Consider the following 21126-nt stretch of genomic DNA (forward strand, 5'->3'; position numbering starts at 1 on the left):
GAACTGGCCGGCCTGGCGCGACATGTGGACGATGTTGGATTCCCGGTCCGGCACCACCGAGGGCGGCGAGGCCAGCGCCAGCGCACGCTGGTGCACCTCCGCGTACGAGAACTGGCGCCGCGGCGGCGGACGCTGGATCGATTCCGGCAGCCGGCTCACGTGGCTCGGCAGCTGGGCGCCGGAAGCCATCGCGCGCGAGGTCGGGCGGGCGCGGTAGATGCGGTGCTTCTTGTCGACCGGGACAAAGAAATCCGCCACCGATTCCGCCGATTCCGAGCCGCCCAGGAAGAGATAGCCGCCCGGCTTGAGCGCGAAGTGGAACATCTCGAGGACCCGGGCCTGGACTTCGCGGTTCAGGTAGATCAGCAGGTTGCGGCAGGAGACCATGTCGAGCCGCGAGAACGGCGGGTCGCGCAGCACGTTATGGGCGGCGAACAGGATGCGGTCGCGCACCGATTTGCGGATGTGGTAGCGGTCGTCTTCCTTGGTGAAGTGGCGCCGCAGGCGTGCCGGCGCGATATCGGTGACGATCGCGGCCGGGTAGGTCCCGCTTCGCGCCTGCGCGATCGCGTCGGTGTCGATGTCGGACGCGAACACCTGGAACGGCGGCGGGTGCGCCATGTCGGCGGCGTGGTCGGCCAGCAGCATCGCCAGTGAATACGCTTCCTCGCCGGTCGAGCAGGCGGCGACCCAGACCCTGACCTCGTCGGTCGGTGTCTTGTCCTTGAACAGTTCGGGAATGATCTCGCGCTCGACGGCCTCGAAGGCCTCGCGGTCGCGGAAGAAGTTGGTCACGCCGATCAGCATGTCGTCCAGCAGCGCCCCGCATTCGCGCGGGTCGGCTTCGAGCAGGGTGCAGTATTCCGGCAGCGTGTGCACGCCCCGCACCTGCATGCGCCGCTCGATGCGGCGCAGCACGGTGGCGCGCTTGTACTGCTTGAAGTCGTGGCCGGTGCGGTTCAGCAGGAGGAACACCACGCGCTGCAGCGCCTCCTCGGCCAGCTCGACGCTGTCGTGGCGCGGCAGGTGGGCGATCGGACCCTCGCCGTCGCCGGTCGGCGGCAGCTCGATGATGCGGGCGTTTTCCCACAGCTCGATCAGTTTCTGCGGCATGTCGACCACCGGCAGCACGAAGTCGACGATGCCGGTGCCGATCGCCGCTTCCGGCATGCCCTCGTGTTCGGCGTCGGCGGGCGACTGTGCCAGCGTGACGCCGCCCTGTTCCTTGATGCGGGTGAGGCCGACGGCGCCGTCCGAGCCGGTGCCCGACATCACGATCGCCACCGCGCGCTCGCGGTGCACCTCGGCCAGGGTGCGGAAAAACAGGTCGATGGCGATGTGGTTGCCGCGCGGACGCTCCAGCGCGCTCAGGCTGAGGAAGCCGTCGACCATCGTCAGGTGCTGGTTGGGCGGGATCACGTACACATGGTCGGGCTCGATTTCCACCGCCTTGACGACCTGCACCACCGGCATCTGGGTGGCGCGCTGCAGCACATGGTCGGCCGAGCTCTTGTGCTTGGGCGACAGGTGCAGGATGACCACGAAGGCCATCCCGGTGTGGCGTGGCATGTTCTCGAAGAAGCGCAGCAGCGCCGGCAGCCCCCCTGCCGACGCACCGATCCCCACCACCGGAAACTGGATCGTGCTCGGTACGATATCAGGCTCGGTGGGGGGCGTGCTGGGCGGGGTGGCGGTATCGAACATACATATGCGCTTCGGATGGTGGAACGGCCAGTGTAGCGGATTCACACGCCTGTTCGCCAGAAAACGATACGAATTCCATATCTTCCGGTGGAGGTGCTGGAATACCGATGTGCTGGCTCAGCGGCGGTTGTTCTTCATCGCCTTTTCGATTTCGCGCTTGGCATCGCGGTCGCGCTCGGTGTCGCGCTTGTCGTGCTGCTTCTTGCCTTTGGCCAAGCCGATCTCGCATTTCACGCGGCCGCCCTTGAAGTGGAGGTTGAGCGGCACCAGGGTGTAGCCGGAGCGCTCGACCTTGCCGACCAGCTTGTCGATCTCGGCCTTGTGCAGCAGCAGCTTGCGGGTGCGCAGGGCTTCCGGGTGGCTCCAGGCGGAGGCGGCGGTGAGGGCGCTGATGTGGGCGCCGAACAGGAACAGTTCGCCGTTACGCACGACGACGTAGGCTTCCTTGATCTGGACGCGGCCCTCGCGGATCGCCTTGATTTCCCAGCCTTGCAGCACCAGGCCGGCCTCGTAGCGGTCTTCGATGAAGTAGTCGAAAAATGCTTTCTTATTATCAATAATACTCATGAAATAGCTAAAATGCGCGCGTCGGTTAAACTACTGTTAATCCAACATCATAACAAACGGCTGACAAATGGCAGTAGTGCACAAATCAGTTTTCTTGGGCTATAGCTCCGAGCAAATGTTCGACCTCGTCGCAAAGGTCGAGGATTATCCAAAATTTCTTCCCTGGTGCAGCGGCGTGAAGCTGCTCGAGCGGACCGATGACAACCTGACGGCTTCCCTGCAGATCAACTTCCACGGCGTGAAGCAGAGCTTCACCACCGCCAACCACAACCAGCGCCCGACCCAGATGAAGATGCACCTGGTCGACGGGCCTTTCAAGATACTGGAAGCGGTCTGGTCCTTCAAGTCGCTGCGCGCCGACGCCTGCAAGATCGACTTCGACATGCAGTACGAGTTCTCCAGCGTGATCCTGGAGCAGATCGTCGGGCCGGTGTTCGGCATGATCGCCAACACCATGGTCGATTCCTTCTGCAAGCGCGCCGAGCAGGTGTATGGCATCTGAGGCATCCAGCGCTGAAGCGCTGCAAGTCTACGTCGTGTACGCCACGCCGCGGGAGGAGTTCATCCATCCGATGCGCGTCGCGCCCGGCACCACCATCGGCCAGGCGATCGAGGGCAGCGGCGTGCTGTCGCGCTTCCCGGAGATCAACCTGGTGACCCAGCCGGTCGGCATCTACGGCAAGAAGAAGACGCTGGAGACCGTGCTGCGCGAGCGTGACCGCGTGGAGCTCTACCGGCCGCTGGTGGCCGACCCGAAGGATTCGCGGCGCAAGCGCGCGGCCAAGAAGCAGGGCGCTTGAACGCCTGATCGTCAGCCGCAGCCCGGCAGGATGCGCTGGACCTTGTCCAGTTCGCGGGCGCGGTCGGCGTCCGACATCAGCTCGGGCTCGCCCTTCCTGTTCTTCCACTCGACCCGGCGCGCGATCGTCAATTGCCCTTGCGCGCCGCGCGCCCAGGCGCATTCCGCCTCGTGCTCCTGCCGGCCCTTGGCCTGCGCCTCGCGCTCTTCCTGGTCGCGCTTGATGGCGCGCTCGCGGAATGCGGTTTCGCGGACGCGCCAGTCCGGCGCCGGAGTTGCCGGAGTTGCCGGAGTTGCCGGCGCGGCGGATGCGGCGGCCGGTTCCGCCGCCGGCTCCAGTCCGCGCGGCGCCTTCAGGATGCGGCCGGGCGGCGTGCCCGGCGGTGGCGGGCGGTCCGAGAAGACCCGCGTGCCATGCCCGTCGATCCAGCTGTACTGGGCATGTGCAAGCAGGGAAGTCAGGGCCAGGGCGCAGGCGCATAGCGGGCGCAGCCATCGGATCGGGGAGCTCATTCGAAACTTTCCTTGCGTTATCACGTGACGGATTTCGCCATGATTCCTGCGCGGTGTCAATCGCCGTCGTTTTTCTCCAAATGGATGGGTTTCGGGGCCATATCGCCCTGAATCGGGCTTTTTTTGGCCGCCTGAAGAAGTTTGGCGGGACTTTCTGTATAATTCGCTTTTGCGCCTATAGGAAATACACTATGCGTCTTCTTCAGAAAGCACTCACGTTCGATGATGTGCTGCTCGTCCCGGCCTACTCCAACATCCTCCCGGCCAACACGTCCCTGCGCACCAAGCTGACCCGGAATATCTCGCTGAACATTCCGCTGCTGTCTGCCGCGATGGACACCGTGACCGAAGCCCGCCTCGCGATCGCGATGGCGCAGGAGGGTGGCATCGGCATCATCCACAAGAACCTGCGTCCCGCCGACCAGGCTCGCGAAGTGGCGCGCGTCAAGCGCTTCGAGGCCGGCGTGCTGCGCGACCCGATCACGGTCCCGCCGACGATGAAGATCCGCGACGTGATCGCTCTCCAGCACCAGCACGGCTTCAGCGGCTTCCCGGTGGTGGAAGGCAAGCAGGTGGTCGGCATCATCACCAACCGTGACCTGCGCTTCGAGGAAGACCTGGAAGCGGAAGTGCGCACCAAGATGACCCCGCGCGAAAAGCTCGTCTACGTGAAGGATGATGCAGACCTCGACGAAGCCAAGCGCCTGATGAACAAGCACCGCCTGGAGCGCGTGCTGGTCGTCAACGACGACTTCGAACTGCGCGGTTTGATTACCGTGAAGGACATCCTGAAGTCGCACGAGCACCCGAACGCCTCCAAGGACGCGCAGGGCAAGCTGATCGTGGGCGCGGCAGTGGGCGTGGGCGACAAGGACAAGGAACGCGTGGAACTGCTGGTGAAGGCCGGCGTGGACGTGCTGGTGGTCGACACCGCCCACGGCCACTCGCAGGGCATCCTCGACCGCGTGAAATGGATCAAGGACACCTACCCGCAAGTCGACGTCATCGGCGGCAACATCGCGACGGCAGCCGCCGCGCGTGCGCTGGTCGAAGCCGGCGCCGACGCGGTGAAGGTCGGCATCGGCCCCGGCTCGATCTGCACCACCCGCATCGTCGCCGGTGTCGGCGTGCCGCAGATCACCGCGATCTCGAACGTGTCGGAAGCTTTGGCCGGCACGGGCGTGCCCTGCATCGCCGACGGCGGCATCCGCTACTCGGGCGACATCTCGAAGGCGCTGGCCGCCGGCGCCCACACCGTCATGATGGGCTCGATGTTCGCCGGCACCGAAGAAGCGCCGGGCGAAGTGATCCTGTACCAGGGCCGCAGCTACAAGGGCTACCGAGGCATGGGTTCGCTGGGTGCGATGGCCGAAGGCTCGGCCGACCGCTACTTCCAGGAGGCGTCCGCCAAGGCCGACAAGTTCGTCCCGGAAGGCATCGAAGGCCGGGTCGCCTACAAGGGCAGCGTGCTGGCCATCATCTACCAGTTGGTCGGCGGCGTGCGCCAGTCGATGGGCTACTGCGGCTGCGCCACCATCGAAGAGCTGCGCTCGAAGGCCGAGTTCGTCGAGATCACCTCGGCCGGCATGCGTGAATCGCACGTGCACGATGTGCAGATCACCAAGGAAGCGCCGAACTACCGCGCCGAGTAAAGTTCCCCAAGACGCGGCTTCCGGGCCGCGTTTTCGTATTCGCCATCTGAAAACTATTACATGCACTCGAAAATCCTCATCCTCGACTTCGGCTCCCAGGTTACCCAGCTGATCGCGCGCCGCGTGCGCGACGCCGGCGTGTTCTCCGAAGTCTATCCGTATGACATCGGCGACGACTTCGTCCGCAACTACGGCGCGTCCGGCGTGATCCTGTCCGGCAGCCACAACTCGACCCTCGAAGGCGACTCGCCGCGCGCGCCGCAGGCCGTGTTCGAACTGGGCGTGCCGGTGCTCGGCATCTGCTACGGCATGCAGACCATGGCGGCCCAGCTGGGCGGCAAGGTCGAAAACGGCAAGGTCCGCGAATTCGGCTACGCCGAGGTGCGCGCCCGCGGCCACACCAGGCTCCTGAACGGCATCAACGACTTCGTCACCGATGAAGGCCACGGCATGCTGAAGGTCTGGATGAGCCACGGCGACAAGGTCCTGGAGATGCCGGAAGGCTTCAAGCTGATGGGTTCGACGGACAGCTGCCCGGTCGCCGCGATGGCCGACGAGGAGCGCCGCTTCTACGCGCTGCAGTTCCACCCGGAAGTCACCCACACCACCCAGGGCGAGGCCATCATCGGCCGCTTCGTGCACGAGATCTGCGGCTGCAAGAGCGACTGGAACATGCCGGACTACATTGGCGAAGCGGTCGAGAAGATCCGCGCCCAGGTCGGCACGGACGAAGTCATCCTCGGCCTGTCCGGCGGCGTTGACTCCAGCGTGGCCGCGGCCCTGATCCACCGCGCCATCGGTGACCAGCTGACCTGCGTCTTCGTCGACCACGGCCTGCTGCGCAAGGACGAGGGCAAGATGGTGATGGACATGTTCGCCAAAAACCTCGGCGTGAAGGTCTTGCGCATCGATGCATCAAGCCAGTTCATGGGGCACCTGGCCGGCGTGACCGATCCGGAGCAGAAACGCAAGATCATCGGCCGCGAGTTCGTCGAAGTGTTCCAGGCCGAGTCGCAGAAGCTGACCAGCGCGAAGTGGCTGGCGCAGGGCACGATCTATCCGGACGTGATCGAATCGGCAGGGAAGGGCAAGAAGGGCCAGACCATCAAGAGCCACCACAACGTGGGCGGCCTGCCGGAGACCCTGAACCTGAAGCTGCTGGAGCCGCTGCGCGAACTGTTCAAGGACGAGGTACGCAAGCTGGGCGTGGCCCTGGGCCTGCCGCACGACATGGTCTACCGCCACCCGTTCCCGGGCCCGGGCCTGGGCGTGCGCATCCTCGGCGAAGTAAAGCGCGAGTATGCGGACTTGCTGCGCGAGGCGGATGCGATCTTCATCGAAGAGCTGCGCAATACCCCGTTCGTGGCGCCGATGGTGCCAGGCATCGATGCCGGCAAGGCGCCGGTGAACTGGTACGAGGCGACTTCGCAGGCATTTGCTGTCTTCCTGCCGGTAAAGTCAGTGGGCGTGATGGGCGATGGCCGCACCTATGAATACGTGGTGGCGCTGCGCGCGGTGCAGACCCTGGACTTCATGACCGCGCAGTGGGCGCATCTGCCGCACGACCTGCTGGGCCGGGTGTCGAACCGGATCATCAACGAAGTGCGCGGGTTGAATCGCGTCGTTTATGATATTTCGGGGAAGCCGCCGGCGACGATTGAGTGGGAGTGACGGGTAAAGTATAAGTAACTGATTTTAAAAGAAAATCAGGCAAGCCGTTGATGGTTCGAACCGAATGATCAACGGCCTTTTGTTGTGTTACAGGAATATCATCGGCGATGTAACGAAGGCGCTGTGATGGCCAGGCAAGGCAAAAACCAGAGCGGTACCAATGTTATCCGAAGCACTTGAGCCATGCCAGTAAGGAAAGGCCGTTTCGATTATTGCGTTTTCGTTTATTTCGTTTAGAAGGACGGGCGGGCTTTCGACTGCACGAGAAGACTTCCATGAACGCACCTGTTATGCCCAAAACGCTCCCATCGGAAGAGGACATCGCGCTCGCCCGCGAGTCGGGCCGCGCGCTCTCAACCGTGCTCCAGACCCGTGCGGACACCCAACGGATCGACTTTCATGACGATAAGGGTGCAGTGCGCGCCGTGCGTATCCCGACGTCGGCGCTGCGCCTGCTTCTGGAAGTCCTGACCGAGATCGGCCAAGGCAACGCCGTGTCCATCGTCCCCATCCATGCCGAACTGACGACCCAGGAGGCCGCTGACGCCCTCAACGTCTGTCGTCCGTTTCTGGTCCAACTGGTGGAGAAGTGATATTTCGTTCCACAAGATCGGCACAAATCGCCGTGTCCGCTATCAGGACGTGATCGCCTATAAGAAGCACATCGATGCCGCGCGGCGTGAAGCGTTGGATGCGTTGGCGGCACAGGCTCAGGCACTTGGGATGGGGTATTGATTGGATGAGTTCGCACTTCACCGTTGTCTATGACGCCTATGTGCTTTATCCAGCACCGCTGCGCGACTTGCTGATGCATCTCGCCCTCTACGGCCGCGCTAGAGCGACATGATCCACGACGAATGGACGCGTAACGACCTGGCCGGTCGCCCCGATTTGACCCAAGACTAGCTGAACCGGACGCGCCAATCAATGAATGGTCATGTTCGGGACAGTCTGGTCACTGGATTTGAGGATATGATTCCATCGATCGATCTTCCAAACCCTGACGACCGCCATGTCGCAGCGGCTGCCATCCATTCCGGCGCCAGCCTGATCGTGACTTTCAATCTCAAGGACTTCCCGTCAGCAGCACTGAAACCATACAACCTTGCGGCCCAGCATCCGGACGATTTCATTGTCGGCCTGCTGGATCTGCATCCTTCTGGCGGATTGGAAGCTGCGGCCGGTCGTCGGCGTTCCTTCAAAATCCGCCCAAGACGGCGGACGAATATCTCGATACCTTTACTGGCGCAGGGGTGACGCAATCGGTGGCGGTCATGCGTCAATGGACTGTAGCCATCCGGGCGGCCGCAACTGCGTTGTTGCACGCACAGATGGCTTCGTGGCGTGGCCACCGTCGCCGGTGCGACCAGTCGCATTGAGCGGTTAAGGATGGCTGCCGTGCGGTAGTGGGAATGCGGGCAAGCGTCTACAGGGGCTTGATACAGGGGCTTGATATATCGGATGTCGCAGCGCAGGTCGCTGCACTGGAGGATAAATAATGAGTTCAGCAACGTTTTCGAGCGCTGCACTGGCGGCCGTGTTGCGCACGATCCGCCGGCACGGCGATTACTTTACGAGTGGCACCGCCGAGATCGCCGCGCCCAACCTGTCGGTGGCGGGGCTGGGCATGGTGTCGCTGCCATTCCAGCACAGCCAGCTGGCGCCCTTGCTGGCGAAGGCGGAATTGGCGCCATTCGGGCGCGACGAACAAACCATGATCGATACGGCGGTGCGCCGCACCTGGCAAATCGATGCGGGCGCGCTGTCATTCGGGGGGCGCAACTGGCAACGCTCACTCGACACGATCGTGGCCCGCGCCTCCGACGGGCTCGGCGTCCAGGAGCCGGTACGGGCCGAATTGTACAAATTGCTGATCTATGACACTGGCAGCTTCTTTGTCGAACATCGCGATACCGAGAAGGCGGCGGGCATGTTCGCTACCTTGGTGCTGATTCTGCCTTCGCTGTACACCGGCGGTGAATTGCTGGTGCGTCACAAGGGGCGCGAAGTGCGTCTCGATCTGGGGGACTCGGATCCGGGGGATGCCGCCTTCGCCGCCTTTTACGCCGATTGCGTGCACGAGGTGTTGCCGGTCACGTCGGGCGCACGGTTGACGCTGGTATATAACCTGATCCGCAACGGCGCCAGAGGCCCATTGTCGGCGCCGGAGCATGGCGAGGAGGTGGGTGCGGTCGCCGAATTGTTGCAGGACTGGATAGCGGCACAGGATGCCGGGATTGCGCCGGACAAGCTGGTCTATCCGCTCGAACATGCCTACTCCATGGCGGAGCTGGGTTTCGACACCCTGAAGAACGTCGACGCGGCGGTGGCGCAGGTGCTTACCGCGGCGGCGGCAAAGACGGGTTGCGAATTGCATCTGGCGCTGCTGGAAATCACGGAAAGCGGCAGCGCGGAGGAGGGAGGGTATTACTACGACGACCAACACAACCACGATGGCGATTTCGACATCGTCGAGGTGTTCGACCATGACGCCACCCTGGCGAATTGGCGTGCCGTAGACGGCAGCGTGCCGCCCCTGGGCGCGCTACCGTTGCTGGACGATGAACTTTGTCCTGCCGGCGCCTTCGACAATGCCGAGCCCGACGAATCGCACTTCCACGAGGCGACCGGTAATGAAGGCGCGTCCTTCGACCGCGCGTACCGTCGCGCCGCGCTGGTGTTGTGGCCGCGTGGCCGGCGCGCGGCCGTCATCGGCGCCGCTCCACTGGCCGCCAGCTTGCCCTACCTGGAACACCTGGTCGAGGATTGGCGGCAGCACGGGGCGCAGCAGGGCAACAGGGCGTGGCGCGATGCTTGCGAACTCGCCGACGTCATGGTGGGCGGCCCGGAAGCCTCTTGTGGCCGCGACGGGCTGCTGGCGGCGCGCCTGTTGATCAGCCTGGTTCGCTTGCGCCATACGACGCTGATCGATACCTATCTGGTGCAGATGGCAGCGTCCGGCCGCTTCCGTGGCGCCGAGGCCCGTGCCTTAGCGGATGCGGCGCTGTTGCTGCCGCCGCAAAGAGCAGGCGCTCTGATCGAGGCGATCGTTGCCGCCAACGTGAGTTTCGTGCCCGGGCCGTGCGCCGAGCTGGTGAGCTACTGCTCGCAGGCCGGCGACGATGCGCATGCGTGGTTGGCGCCGGCCACATGCCGCTTGGTCGACGCGCTGCTTGGGCGTTATTCCAGCCCGCGCCAGGCCGAACAGCTTCGCCTGCCCGCCGCCATTGATACGGCCGCAGTCGTGGCGGCACTGTCCGCATTGCGCGATGCCGGTCTTGCGGAAGATGGCGAGGCGGTCGTCGAACATTGGATGGCGACCTGTCCGCTGGATGGCGTGCTGGTGGGTGCGGCGCAGGCGGTGGCAAGCGATCCGGGACTGCGGCTTTTCGGCCCGTCGGAGCGCTTGCGTAGCCAGGTGCGCCAGCGCATCGAAGAACGTATCGCACAGCCCTTGACGGCACCGTGCGACTGGCGGCGCGCCAGCAAACTGCCGTGCTCATGTGAGTATTGCGCGCAGCTCGCGCAGTTTCTTACGACCCGGCCCGTGAGAGCTGGACATTGAGGGCGGCCGAATCGCACCGCCGCCACGTGGAAGACACGATACGAAGGGCGCGCTGCGACGTCGATTGTGTGACGATACGGCAGGGCAGACCGTATGGCCTGGCGTGTACCAAAAACCAGGCCAGTTATGAGGCCCGATGCCGGCAACGCACCGCCGACCTGGTGCTCGTCGAACGACTCGCAGCAGTGAAAGGATCGTCCAGTGAGTGATCCCGAAAACCTGGATGACGCGCGGGCAAGGCGCGGTTCGAGTCATGCGACCGGCCGGTTCGAATATCTGGCCGCTTTGCTGTCGCGTCTTCGCGCTACCCATCCGAAACCCTGGTTGTCGCAATCCGCGCAGGAGAGCCTGGCCGGATCCGCGACATTGAACTCGGCGGGCACCCGTTTTCATATCGGCCTCTGATGCATCGTGGACATCGGGGCAACTTCGGTAAAGCCTATCACCTGCGTCCCGTGAAAGCTAGATATGTAGCGATCCAGCCGAGTCTTCCTGGAATGCGCAGTGCCAAACACCCTGGGCTTCCAGAATCGCGCGCGTGACTGCCCGGGCCGAGTACGAATATCGTGGTCGAAGCATGGCTTCAATGAGCTCTGGTGAGGAGGTAACAAGCAAGACCATCTGGGGCCCTCGGGCTGATCGTTACGTACGTCGTACTCGATCGGAAGGGTGCCGGCCGTACTCTTTAGTGCCCGGCACCGGGATCGTGCGCTGCTCGGCCGGGAGGTTCTGACGACGCCAGGGACGGCTGGCCGCACTAGGTTTGCATCTGGACGGCTCAAGTGGGAAAATGTGCTTAGGCAGGCAAGCTCGTGGATCGCCGTGCCACGTCGATCAAGACTATTGTGCCGTTTCGACCAGGTGCCCCTCGCAAGAGCGCTGTACTTTCATTGCCATGGCATCGCTCATGGTATTGCTGAGCTCGCTCGGCATATTTTTCGAACGAATTCAGTAGTTTATCCGGGCCATTCGCCACCCGGCCCGCCGAGATGTGCTCCCGACGCGCCGAGCGTGGTACATGTTTCGCTTGGCTGATGAACAACAATAAACCCGCATTGCCTGAGTGATGAGTACCGAAAAGAAGAAGTCCTCCCCGACGTGGCGCGACGTCAAAGCGAAGCTGGCTGAAGATGACCGCGGCAGCTTGATCGCGCTGGTGCATGAGCTGTATCTGGCCAGCAAGGACAACCGGACATTCCTGCACACCCGCTTTGCGCCAGGCGGCGACGTGTTGAAATCGTACAAGGCTACCATTGACCGTTGGCTGTGGCCGGACGTGTCCAGGAACCAGGACACGTCGGTCGCCAAGGCCAAGAACGCGATCGCCGACTACCGGAGGGCATCGGGTCAAGCCGATGGGCTGGCTGAACTGATGGTTTTCTACTGCGAGAGAGCGGCCGGATTCATCAATGATATTGGTCTGGAGGACGAAGCTTATTTCAATGCGCTGGTACGGATGTACCAGCAGGCGCTGAAAACCATTGTCGACTTGCCCGACGGGCCGCGACTAGCCTTTGTGACGCGCCTGGAAGAGGTTCGACGCATCAGCTACAACTTCGGTTACGGCGTCGGCGACGAGATCGATGAATTGCTGTCTGAGCACGGAGTCGATGGCTGACCAGTCTGCCATAGCCGCTCTTCAGGCCGAAAATGCCCGGTTGATCGCGCTGCTCGAAGCCCACGACATCGAATGGCGGCCGCCACTGCCGGCCATACGTGCAGCGCGGCCGCCGGAGTCCTCGCGGCTTTCCACCACGGACAAGGTGACGTTATTCAGGCGTCTGTTTCGCGGGCGCACGGACGTCTTTCCTGTCCGTTGGGAAAGCAAAACCTCGGGCAAGTCGGGCTACGCCCCGGCCTGCGCCAACGAGTGGCGCGCCGGGGTTTGCGAAAAGCCGCGTATCAAATGCGGCGATTGCAGCAAACGGCTGTTGATCCCGCTGTCCGACGCCGTCATCTATGACCATCTGGCCGGCGAGCACACGGTCGGGGTATACCCGCTGCTGGAGGACGACTCCTGCTATTTTCTGGCGGTCGACTTTGACGAGGCCGATTGGCGCGACGATGCCCGCGCCTTCATGCAGTCATGCGAAGAGTTGGGTGTTCCGGCCGCGCTGGAGATTTCGAGATCAGGCAAGGGCGCACACGCATGGGTATTTTTCGCCAGCCGCGTTCCAGCCAGTGATGCCCGGCGCCTGGGCACGGCCATCATCAGCCATACCTGCTCGCGCACCCGGCAACTGCGGCTTGCATCCTATGACCGGCTGTTCCCGAACCAGGACACGATGCCCAAAGGCGGCTTCGGCAATCTGATCGCGCTGCCGCTGCAGAAGGGGCCGCGCGAAAGCGGCTGCAGCGTATTCGTCGATGCCGAACTGCGCTCGTACCCGGATCAATGGACATTCCTGGCGTCCATCCAGCCGATGGCTGGACACGACATCGAGCCGACCATCCTGCGCGCCACGGACGGCGTGCATCCGCTGGACGTGACGTTCATTGACGATGAAGACCTTGCCACGCCATGGAAACAAGAGAGTACGTCGATCAAGAAGCTGGCCGAGCCGATGCCCCAGTTGCTGAGCGTAACCCTGGCGAACCTCATCTATTTCGAGAAGTCCCAACTGCCGCAGGTACTGGCCAACCGGTTGATCCGTCTGGCTGCATTCCAGAATCCCGAGTTTTACAAGGCACAGGCCATGCGCTTGTCGGTGTGGGACAAGCCGCGCGTGATCGGGAACGCGGAGAACTACCCGCAGCACATTGCCTTGCCCCGAGGTTGCCTCGATGCAGCGCTTGACCTGCTGCGGGACAATGGCATCGCCTGTGATCTGCGCGACGAACGTTTCGGCGGCGAGCCAATTGAGGTCGCCTTCGCCGGCACCTTGCGCCTGGATCAGGAGGCTGCAGTGTCGCGGATGCTGCATCATGACACCGGGGTGCTGTGCGCCCCGACGGCCTTTGGCAAGACGGTGACCGCGGCCGCGATGATCGCCCGTCGAGGGGTGAACACACTGGTGCTGGTGCATCGAACCGAGTTGCTCAAGCAATGGCAGGAACGCCTGCAGTGCTTTCTCGGTGTCGCCAGAGGTGTGGTTGGCACCATCGGTGGTGGCAAGGCCAAGCCCACCGGGAAGATCGATATCGCGGTGATGCAGTCGGTATCGCGGCAGGGCGAGGTGAATCCGCTGGTCGAGAACTACGGGCAGGTGATCGTGGACGAGTGCCACCACGTCGGTGCTGTTTCCTTCGACGCGATCCTGAAGCGGACCAAAGCAAAGTATGTTCTTGGCCTGACCGCGACACCAATCCGCCGCGATGGTCAGCAGCCTATCATCTTCATGCAGTGCGGGCCGATCCGATACATGGCGGCCACGCCGGCTGGCGCGCCGCACGATTTGAAGGTGCTGCCTCGATCACGCTTTGCCCGCATCGAGTTGCCGGCCGATGCCGGCATTCAGGACGTGTTTCGGCATCTCGCCAACGATCCGACTCGCACCGAGGCCATCGCTGCCGAAGTCAAGGATGCGTATGAACAGGGGCGCAAGGTGCTCGTGCTGACCGAGCGTACCGAGCACCTCGAGGCAATCAGGGCCGCCCTGGACGGTCAAATGCCGGCACTGTTCACGCTGCACGGCCGGATGTCGAAAAAGCAGCGCGCAGCGCTGATTGCTGAACTGGACACGTTGCCGCCAGACGCTCCCCGCATCTTGCTGGCCACCGGCAAACTCGTCGGTGAAGGCTTCGATCATCCACCGCTCGATACGCTGGTGCTGGCCATGCCGATTTCTTGGAAGGGCACGCTGCAGCAGTATGCTGGACGTCTGCACCGGGTGCACGCAAGCAAAACCGACATTCGGATCGTCGACTTCGTGGATACCGGCCACCCGGCGCTTTTACGGATGTGGGAAAAACGTCAGCGGGGCTATCGGGCGATGGGATACCGGCTGGGCTCGACGGAACCGGCCGATGACCTGGATGGCTGAGGGTGCTGCCGCGTTGCTGAACCGAAGCAGCAATTCCGCTGGTGCGAAACGGATTTCCCTGAGACTGGACTGTGCTGCTTTTCTGGCCTGCGTAGCGCAAGTGCGGTGGAATTAACTCTCTTGGCAGACAAAATTTGTTGACTGTCGGCTAAATATGGACTAAATTTGGCCATAAACTATATGGACGCATGGAGCCGACGCAATGACCCTCGCTACTCAAATCAAGCCAATTTCGTATCTCAAGAGCAATGCGGCCGATATTGTCAAGGATTTCGCGGTCAACCCAGAACCGCTCATCATCACTCAGAACGGTGAAGCGAAAATGGCGGTGGTTGAAATCAACCAATATGAAAGGCAACAGGAACAGCTTGCACTTCTTCGTCTGATTGCTCTTGGCCGGAAAGAGTACCGTGCAGGCAATTACACCGATGTGCAGACTTTCTTTGGGGAAATGGATAATGAAGAATGAGCCGGAGAGTGATCATTCTGAATGTCGCCAAGCCAGACTTCCGGGAAATCAAGAAATATGTAAAGTCTCAGTTCGGTGACGCGGTTTGGAACGACGTCAACGAGGAATTCAAGACCACGATCACCAGCATTGGTTTGAATCCGGAAGCTGGCAAAGAGGTCGAAGAACTGAAGGAACTGGGACTAGAGAATTATAGGCTGCGTCTCGTAAGACAGTCCAGAATTGTCTATGAATACAACGACAAGGAAGTTTTGGTTCACATGTTTATTCACACTAAGCGAGACTTCCGAACGCACTTAATGCATCGGCTCTTCAACGTTTGAAGAGAGACAAATTTTTCGTTAGCTTCCGACCTGGTTCAGCTGGCCCAACGGATTAGCGCCGGCCGCTTTCCTATCCGGGGCGAGCAGAGTGTTGACGCGGACAAGAAATTGACCCAGCGGGCGAGGTTTGACAGACCCAACCTGAGCTAGCACGGATGCAGTACCGATCAGGGCTCGAGAGGAACGCGGGTGGGACAGCAGCGCAATGTCGGCACCAGGATCATTTTTATGTCGGCGCCAACACTGCCGGCGCTGTTGGCACCTGCGGGTTGCTGTTGTGCCCGATGATGAGTGACTATCCGATCCTGCCGGTGCTCGGCCTGACGATGCATCGGCTGAATGAAGGTGCAGACTTGAACATTATCCTCCGGCTTGTACCTGGTGCCCGGCATGTTGACGCTGGCAGCCATACTCGTCTGACCCTTCATCCGATCCCGGCACGCGTTGTCAATCGTTGAGGCACGACGGCCTCGACCGAAATGCTTGACTGATTCCTCGCTGAATCAGTGCATGGACTGAATGTCGCTAGATTTTTGCAGTCCCCGGCATGGTATCGACCATGGTATGGCCGAGCCAGCGCCTGTAACATCCGCCGAAATTCAAAGGATTAGCTCAGCCATTAATGATCGAGTGGGAGTGATTTCCAGCTCGGCAGTGCTTGGCAAGCTCAGGCATTTGCATTAACGGAAGCCCCTGATTTCAGGGGCTTTTTTCTTTTGTGCAGCGGCAGAGTCTGGCAACGGGTGGCAGTGTCCAGCACGGACTCTTGATGGTATCGGACATGGCGCGACTTCAGAGCGGTACCATCGTTCGCATCAAGTGCCATGTTGCGTGCCCGCACTCAAACATGGGACCTGCAGGGCGAGCGAAATCTGAAAAGCGGAGATCATGCGCATAGCCTAATGTATGACTTGTCCTACCGCCACTTCCAAGGAAACATTTGGTGCTGTATAGCTACGGTCAGACTGTCTGGCGCCGCGGGATGCCTAGTTCTTCGAGATATTGCCGGTATAAACGGGCGGCATCGTCGAACTGGCCCATGGTGAATGGCACACCGTCGCGGTAGTTGTGTTGCTTCGCATTCGTCTGGTAGCGGTCGACGGTGATCAGCAGTTCGCTGTCGAACGACGACTGCTCCAGCGTGATCTGGGCGCCTTGGTTGTCAGCGTTCTTATAGGAGACGTAACGGCACAGGAATGCCGTGCCTGAAATCTCGCGGCCCCCGGTCTTGATATGGTTTTCGACCTTGTTTCCGGCGAAGTCGAAATGCGCGTTCAGCTCGGTCGACAAGCGGGTCAGCACTTCCAGCGCGTGTTCCTCCTTGGCGCCGAACAGCGAACGGGCGGCCTGGGGATAATCCCTGTGCAGGCGGCCTTCGATGGCCTTCAATGCCCGTGGCGTTGCGCCGCGCGCTTTGGCGTTCTCGTAATACGACACCAGCTCGGCTTTCGAAAATGCGTTGTTCTCTGCCCTTTGGATGATCTTTGCTTCGTCTTCTGCGTTCATGGTTCCTGTTTCCTGATGGTTTGTCGCCGGAACGCGTGGCGCTGCCGCGGCTCGCATCCGATCGCTTGCAAGGGTGGCGGCATACGCCAGCCGTTCTAGATCGCGCTGCTTAGCGAGACCAGCAGGTCACGAACGACCTGGCGGTTCGATAGATAAAACAGCAGCATTTCGGTGTCGACGAGAGAGCAGGGTTCGTCCTGGTCCAGCACCTCGCGCGCGCGCTGCATGACGAGCAGATAGTATTCGTAGGTCTCCGCTTCGGGCACCAGAGCAGCTTCCATCCAGCGGACCAGCTGCTTGTTGTCGGTGGCCAGCCCAGGTACCTGTTCGCCGCGGCGTTTAAGGTAGCGCAATCCGGCCAGCGACTGGGTATCGATTTTGCTGAGCAGTGCGTCGCGTCCTTCGGGCACGCGGAATGCGCGCGCGTCGAGGCCCTCGCGAAAATGGATCGCATTCAGCGCGAAAGCGATGCGGGCATCATAGATGAGTGCCCAGTCGCCCCAGACGAAATTGAGCCACTTGGACCAGCTGGAAATACCCTGGAAGGGAAAACCGCATCCTGCGTGGTGACGCAACTGGCCGGGCGACCGGATAGCCGACAGATCGGGGGGACAGGTGTCGAGGAAAACCTTGGCATAGGCTCCGATGGTCTCGTCCCGGTTGCTGGCAAGGCCTCCCCATACCCTGATCACGAAACCGCACAATTCCACCATGCGGGCTTCGCGCTGTGCGCCGGACAGGCCGTGGGCATCTCGCACGCGCTGCGCGATGGCCTTGCGCAGTTCGCGTGTGGCGAGCGCGCCGCCGTCCTCGTCCCCGACCGGGAACCCGAGCTGCCGGGCCTTTTCCCTGGCTTTGGAGGACATAGGCCAGGCATAGTCTTTTAATTCGTACCTATGGGGCTTGAGATAGGCGGCAAGGGCATCCCCGAAGCGCTTCGCTTCTTCCAGCATATTCTGATTCATGTCTTAATTGATGAGTGAGTTTCGTTCCAACAACACAAATATTATGGCGGAGTCATTTCCATTGGGCAAACTTTTATAACTTGAAGAAAAAAGCCGGGAGGGATCGATACAATTCTTCGCTTGTCTGGTCAGGGACGGCCCGGAGATCGAGTACCCATTCCCGCGTGACGCGCCCGGCCGCGACCTCGATGACGATTTCATCGTCCCAGAATTTGCGGGCGGTCTCGCCCGTGCGGCGCGCATCGCCACGCCAGCCGTGTATGAAGCCGCTGAACCAGGATGCCGCCATCGGGCCGCCCGCATGGGCAAACAGCTTGGCGTACGCGTGGGATGTGATGTCGGCCAGATACAAGATGCTCAGGTGAATCGTCCAGGTCGCGACATAGCCACGTTGCGAGAACGGCGTCACCTGCCTCGGCGGCGGCGTGGGAAGCGAAGCCAAGTAGGGCTCCAGCGGCGCGCTGTCGATGGCGTACAGCATGTCGGCAAATCGTAGGCGGTCCGGAAAGACGTTGCTCATGCCAGTGCTCGCAGGCAGAGCAAGCCCTACCGGCCAGAACGATCAGGCTGGGGGCTGCCCAGCGTACGACTGCCCAAATGCCTGTGCTGCCAGCGTATCCAGCAGTCTGTGCGCATCATCGCAGAGGCCACCCCGTTCGAGGGTGGCCTCGATGACGCGTCGCCCGTCGCGTGCCTGCCTGAGCGCATCAACGACCTCGGGCCCGGCCGGACGCGCGCCATGGCGCAGCAAGAGCGCGAAGATGTCGGCGCGCGCTTCGCTGAAATCGCTCTTTTCTGGATAGAGGTCGTAGGGCGATGGGCCCAACGTTGTACAGATGACCTGGTTGGTGCAAACGCGTGGGTTCGCGCCGGCCATGAGCACTTCTTCGACCATGCCTTCGGTCAGCGTCGCGACTGCGGCATCCAGTACCGCGCCATTGTGCGTTTCGATGTCGGCGCCTTGTTCGAGCAGCCACTCGAAGGCGCCGAACGCCAAGTGCCGTGCCGCCGCGGCCAGCGCGTGGTCGCCGTCGGCGCGGATATCCGCCCCGTGCGCCCGGAGAAAATCGAGCATGGCCGTGTTGTCGACCTCGGCCGCGGCTCGCAGGGAAATCGCCAGCATCTCACGTGCCGGCAAGCCGCTTTCCACCAGCTGCAACAGCGTATTCCCGTAATCGGCGTCAAGCGCGTTCGGCAGCCCGTAATCGCAAAATGCGTTGTTCTCGAGATGCATGCCGCGCGCAGCGGCGCGGACGGCGGCGTAATCGTCGGCGACCGGATCCGCGCCATGTTGCAGCGCTAGCCGCACCTCGATCTGCGCGGCATGGCGGCAGGCCATCTTCAGAAAGGCATTCCAGAACCCGGCCTTCCAGTCGTCGGGTCTTGTGCCATCGTGGCTCATGGTCTCGCGCAGGCCCGCCAAGCGACCAGCGATGAAGGCGCCAAGCCAGGCGTCGCCGGTTGTCACCTGCAGGCAGGGGCCGTTGTCCGAGACCGACGCGCTGACCGATTCGGGCCAGGGCACGCCGTCTTCCATCGTCTGCTCCGCGAGCGCGCCCAGCGCGAGCCGGAAGTCGAAATCGAACGCCGACCCCAGTGCGAGCACCGCGGCCAGCTTCAGCTCCGGAGATAGCGCGCACCTGCCAACGAAGGACAGCATGGCGTCATGGTAGCCGGGTACTGGATTGGCTGGCATCATCTGGTTTTGTTCGAGCAGCTTGTGCCATTGCGCCCGGATGTCGTCCAGTGTCACGCATTGTTCGAGCGACTTGTACCAGTTCAGGTTGGGCATGCGGTGGTTCCGTCAGGTGTTCGGGGAAGTTGCGAGAATGCGGACAGGGCCGACACGGGCTGTTGACCAGCGAGGAGCCGCCACATGCCGACTGAGAAGGTACCACATCAGTAGATCTGCCTGACCGTGAGTGGACGACCGAATACCGCGCCGGTGTCGATGTAATGCACGTTCCCAAGCGAAATCGGTCCAGGTACCGGCGTGTGCCCCACGAATACCCGTTCCACGCCCAGGACACCGCATTCATCCATTTCGATCACGCGCTCGCGGCTCGACAGGCAGATATCTGCAACCGCAATTGCATCGTCACCGCTCAATTCGGCGACAAGCTCGCTCCAGGATGCGAACGGACAGTCGCCATGGACAATGCCAATGATGCCGGTCGGGGTAGCAACCTCCATGGCGACGGGAAGTACACTGAAGTGGGCAGTGATCCGTCGTTGCTCTGGGCCGCTAAGCGCCATGAACCAGGCTCCCCCGTTATGGCAGTAGTCGTCCGGATCGAGTTCACCGGCGAGGTAATCCAGCGCCATCTGTTCGTGATTGCCGCGTACGGCATGGAACCACGGCTGGATCAGCCAGTCGACGACGGCCGCCGACTCGGGGCCACGGTCGACCAGGTCGCCGACGCTGAAGAGGCGATCGACGCTGCGATCGAATCGCAAGCGGTCCAGTTCGCCCGACAATTTGCTGAAACAACCGTGAATGTCGCCGACCACGAAGTCACGGCCGACCCGATTTGCGTGGAGGCGTCGAACGAGGGAAGAATTCACGAAGATCCAAGCTGTGTGTTAGAAAAGTCATGCAGGTTCGCGTTAGGCCCGACCGGCTTCCGAAGCCTTTTTAGAATCGCTAGCAACGGCTGATCAGCGCGGCAAGCAGATTGCCTGTGCCGACCTTGTGATAGCGGGCGTCAGTGGTAACGTTGGAACGTGGATCGTAGTATCCAACGATGTGATAGTGCGCATTCCTGCCGGTCTGCGTGCCATCTGCCGCGGTATCGATGTAGCCGATCGTATGGTATCGGTCGTCCGTGAGAGTCTGGGTACTCATGATCTTTCTCCTATTTATTCGGGATGCACTATTCTAGGTCGGGAAGCGACAGATACTGTCGCATCCGTTGAAGCAATTGCTGCGCCAGACGGGAAACCCTGCCACTGCCATCCGAGCCGTTTCTCTATTCAAGCGTTTGCTGAGCGGCTACTCAGACTTTCAGGCGCACGCGAGATGATGAACATCGATGCCGTTGCTTAATCGGACCAGCGGCGCTTTACGCTGGCATCGAGGTCAAGGTCGATGTCGCGGCGCACCACCGTAGCCCGGCGTCCTGACCGTTCGCCAGGTTCAGTTCTGTCATTGACCAGTACCGATGGATGGAAGAGCTGCGCTGGCGCGAAGGGAATTGGCCTGCTGCCGATTCCACAGACACCAAGTTAAGGTGGAAAATGGAGTCAGGAGGAATCAATGGCAGCAGCAAGAAGGCAGCCAAGTACAAGTGACTGCGCTGATATGTATTGACCTTGTCAACGACTGCGACAAGAGATTTTGGCTTTTGCAGCGGGTTGGTAGCAGAACGGGCGGCATGCCGACGGTTGATCAGTCTGATATGCGCGGGTT

The 21126-nt window shown here is 61.7% G+C and carries 20 protein-coding genes and 2 pseudogenes; 12 read left to right on the forward strand and 10 right to left on the reverse strand.

The genetic code is table 11. From position 1 onward, the window contains the following. Together ACI48D_RS24775 and smpB are read right to left on the reverse strand one after the other, a co-directional pair. A partial coding sequence (locus ACI48D_RS24775) for a CheR family methyltransferase (protein ID WP_435573907.1) occupies nt 1–1704 on the reverse strand: 1704 nt, incomplete at its 3' end. A 117-nt stretch (nt 1705–1821) separates the two neighbouring features. Beyond that, nucleotides 1822–2271, reverse strand: a complete 450-nt coding sequence (gene smpB, locus ACI48D_RS24780; RefSeq protein WP_435573908.1) for an SsrA-binding protein SmpB — start codon at nt 2269–2271, stop codon at nt 1822–1824. A 67-nt stretch (nt 2272–2338) separates the two neighbouring features. On the opposite strand from smpB, the gene ACI48D_RS24785 reads away from it, so the two are divergent. Together ACI48D_RS24785 and ACI48D_RS24790 are read left to right on the forward strand one after the other, a co-directional pair. After that, entirely contained in the window at nt 2339–2773 is a 435-nt protein-coding gene (locus tag ACI48D_RS24785) for a type II toxin-antitoxin system RatA family toxin (protein ID WP_435573909.1), read from the forward strand. Beyond that, entirely contained in the window at nt 2763–3071 is a 309-nt protein-coding gene (locus ACI48D_RS24790) for an RnfH family protein (protein WP_435573910.1), read from the forward strand. Before ACI48D_RS24785 ends, ACI48D_RS24790 begins: the two co-directional genes overlap by 11 nt. A gap of 11 nt (nt 3072–3082) precedes the next feature. On the opposite strand, the gene ACI48D_RS24795 is transcribed toward ACI48D_RS24790, so the two are convergent. Next, nucleotides 3083–3583, reverse strand: a complete 501-nt coding sequence (locus tag ACI48D_RS24795; protein WP_435573911.1) for a DUF4124 domain-containing protein — start codon at nt 3581–3583, stop codon at nt 3083–3085. Nucleotides 3584–3774: 191 nt separating this feature from the next. Between ACI48D_RS24795 and guaB the strand changes: the two genes are divergently transcribed. From guaB to ACI48D_RS24845, 10 genes and pseudogenes are all read left to right on the forward strand, one after another. Next, nucleotides 3775–5235: an IMP dehydrogenase gene (guaB, locus tag ACI48D_RS24800; RefSeq protein ID WP_435573912.1), complete on the forward strand. Its 1461-nt coding sequence runs from the start codon at nt 3775–3777 to the stop codon at nt 5233–5235. A 60-nt stretch (nt 5236–5295) separates the two neighbouring features. After that, nucleotides 5296–6906, forward strand: a complete 1611-nt coding sequence (gene guaA / locus ACI48D_RS24805) for a glutamine-hydrolyzing GMP synthase (RefSeq protein WP_435573913.1) — start codon at nt 5296–5298, stop codon at nt 6904–6906. A 275-nt stretch (nt 6907–7181) separates the two neighbouring features. Continuing rightward, nucleotides 7182–7641: pseudogene (locus ACI48D_RS24810) on the forward strand (excisionase family DNA-binding protein). A 4-nt stretch (nt 7642–7645) separates the two neighbouring features. Then, nucleotides 7646–8204 (forward strand): annotated as a pseudogene (locus tag ACI48D_RS24815) (PIN domain-containing protein); the annotation flags it as partial. A 200-nt stretch (nt 8205–8404) separates the two neighbouring features. Further along, complete coding sequence (locus ACI48D_RS24820) at nt 8405–10471, forward strand: 2OG-Fe(II) oxygenase (protein ID WP_435573914.1); 2067 nt, start codon at nt 8405–8407, stop codon at nt 10469–10471. 201 nt (nt 10472–10672) lie between these two features. Beyond that, on the forward strand, nt 10673–10876 hold the full coding sequence (locus ACI48D_RS24825) for a hypothetical protein (protein WP_435573915.1): 204 nt from the start codon (nt 10673–10675) through the stop codon (nt 10874–10876). Nucleotides 10877–11537: 661 nt separating this feature from the next. Then, on the forward strand, nt 11538–12089 hold the full coding sequence (locus tag ACI48D_RS24830; RefSeq protein WP_435573916.1) for a hypothetical protein: 552 nt from the start codon (nt 11538–11540) through the stop codon (nt 12087–12089). After that, entirely contained in the window at nt 12082–14454 is a 2373-nt protein-coding gene (locus tag ACI48D_RS24835; RefSeq protein WP_435573917.1) for a TOTE conflict system archaeo-eukaryotic primase domain-containing protein, read from the forward strand. The genes ACI48D_RS24830 and ACI48D_RS24835 overlap by 8 nt, the downstream gene beginning before the upstream one ends. Nucleotides 14455–14656: 202 nt before the next feature. Beyond that, nucleotides 14657–14923, forward strand: coding sequence for a type II toxin-antitoxin system Phd/YefM family antitoxin (locus ACI48D_RS24840; protein ID WP_435573918.1), 267 nt, complete (start codon nt 14657–14659; stop codon nt 14921–14923). Between the two features lie 8 nt (nt 14924–14931). Next, nucleotides 14932–15246 (forward strand): type II toxin-antitoxin system RelE/ParE family toxin, encoded by a 315-nt coding sequence (locus ACI48D_RS24845; protein WP_435573919.1) that lies wholly within the window; start codon nt 14932–14934, stop codon nt 15244–15246. Nucleotides 15247–16206: 960 nt separating this feature from the next. Here ACI48D_RS24845 and ACI48D_RS24850 read toward each other — a convergent pair. From ACI48D_RS24850 to ACI48D_RS24880, 7 genes are all read right to left on the reverse strand, one after another. Continuing rightward, nucleotides 16207–16752, reverse strand: coding sequence for a hypothetical protein (locus tag ACI48D_RS24850; protein WP_435573920.1), 546 nt, complete (start codon nt 16750–16752; stop codon nt 16207–16209). 95 nt (nt 16753–16847) lie between these two features. After that, nucleotides 16848–17717: a hypothetical protein gene (locus tag ACI48D_RS24855; RefSeq protein ID WP_435573921.1), complete on the reverse strand. Its 870-nt coding sequence runs from the start codon at nt 17715–17717 to the stop codon at nt 16848–16850. A 73-nt stretch (nt 17718–17790) separates the two neighbouring features. Continuing rightward, on the reverse strand, nt 17791–18237 hold the full coding sequence (locus tag ACI48D_RS24860) for a hypothetical protein (protein ID WP_435573922.1): 447 nt from the start codon (nt 18235–18237) through the stop codon (nt 17791–17793). Nucleotides 18238–18279: 42 nt separating this feature from the next. Further along, complete coding sequence (locus ACI48D_RS24865; RefSeq protein WP_435573923.1) at nt 18280–19509, reverse strand: hypothetical protein; 1230 nt, start codon at nt 19507–19509, stop codon at nt 18280–18282. A gap of 107 nt (nt 19510–19616) precedes the next feature. Then, entirely contained in the window at nt 19617–20282 is a 666-nt protein-coding gene (locus ACI48D_RS24870) for a metallophosphoesterase (protein WP_435573924.1), read from the reverse strand. Between the two features lie 79 nt (nt 20283–20361). After that, nucleotides 20362–20562 (reverse strand): hypothetical protein, encoded by a 201-nt coding sequence (locus tag ACI48D_RS24875; protein WP_435573925.1) that lies wholly within the window; start codon nt 20560–20562, stop codon nt 20362–20364. 217 nt (nt 20563–20779) lie between these two features. Next, nucleotides 20780–21126, reverse strand: a 347-nt coding sequence (locus tag ACI48D_RS24880) for a hypothetical protein (protein ID WP_435573926.1), incomplete at its 5' end; no start/stop codon positions are given.

Source organism: Massilia sp. LXY-6, from assembly GCF_051233485.1.
Lineage (GTDB): Bacteria > Pseudomonadota > Gammaproteobacteria > Burkholderiales > Burkholderiaceae_D > Telluria.

Coding starts and splice junctions, on each gene's coding strand:
- smpB (WP_435573908.1), bottom strand. CDS start 2,271: ATGAGTATTATTGATAATAAGAAAGCATTTTTCGACTACTTCATCGAA.
- ACI48D_RS24785 (WP_435573909.1), top strand. CDS start 2,339: ATGGCAGTAGTGCACAAATCAGTTTTCTTGGGCTATAGCTCCGAGCAA.
- ACI48D_RS24790 (WP_435573910.1), top strand. CDS start 2,763: ATGGCATCTGAGGCATCCAGCGCTGAAGCGCTGCAAGTCTACGTCGTG.
- ACI48D_RS24795 (WP_435573911.1), bottom strand. CDS start 3,583: ATGAGCTCCCCGATCCGATGGCTGCGCCCGCTATGCGCCTGCGCCCTG.
- guaB (WP_435573912.1), top strand. CDS start 3,775: ATGCGTCTTCTTCAGAAAGCACTCACGTTCGATGATGTGCTGCTCGTC.
- guaA (WP_435573913.1), top strand. CDS start 5,296: ATGCACTCGAAAATCCTCATCCTCGACTTCGGCTCCCAGGTTACCCAG.
- ACI48D_RS24820 (WP_435573914.1), top strand. CDS start 8,405: ATGAGTTCAGCAACGTTTTCGAGCGCTGCACTGGCGGCCGTGTTGCGC.
- ACI48D_RS24830 (WP_435573916.1), top strand. CDS start 11,538: ATGAGTACCGAAAAGAAGAAGTCCTCCCCGACGTGGCGCGACGTCAAA.
- ACI48D_RS24835 (WP_435573917.1), top strand. CDS start 12,082: ATGGCTGACCAGTCTGCCATAGCCGCTCTTCAGGCCGAAAATGCCCGG.
- ACI48D_RS24840 (WP_435573918.1), top strand. CDS start 14,657: ATGACCCTCGCTACTCAAATCAAGCCAATTTCGTATCTCAAGAGCAAT.
- ACI48D_RS24850 (WP_435573920.1), bottom strand. CDS start 16,752: ATGAACGCAGAAGACGAAGCAAAGATCATCCAAAGGGCAGAGAACAAC.
- ACI48D_RS24855 (WP_435573921.1), bottom strand. CDS start 17,717: ATGAATCAGAATATGCTGGAAGAAGCGAAGCGCTTCGGGGATGCCCTT.
- ACI48D_RS24860 (WP_435573922.1), bottom strand. CDS start 18,237: ATGAGCAACGTCTTTCCGGACCGCCTACGATTTGCCGACATGCTGTAC.
- ACI48D_RS24865 (WP_435573923.1), bottom strand. CDS start 19,509: ATGCCCAACCTGAACTGGTACAAGTCGCTCGAACAATGCGTGACACTG.
- ACI48D_RS24875 (WP_435573925.1), bottom strand. CDS start 20,562: ATGAGTACCCAGACTCTCACGGACGACCGATACCATACGATCGGCTAC.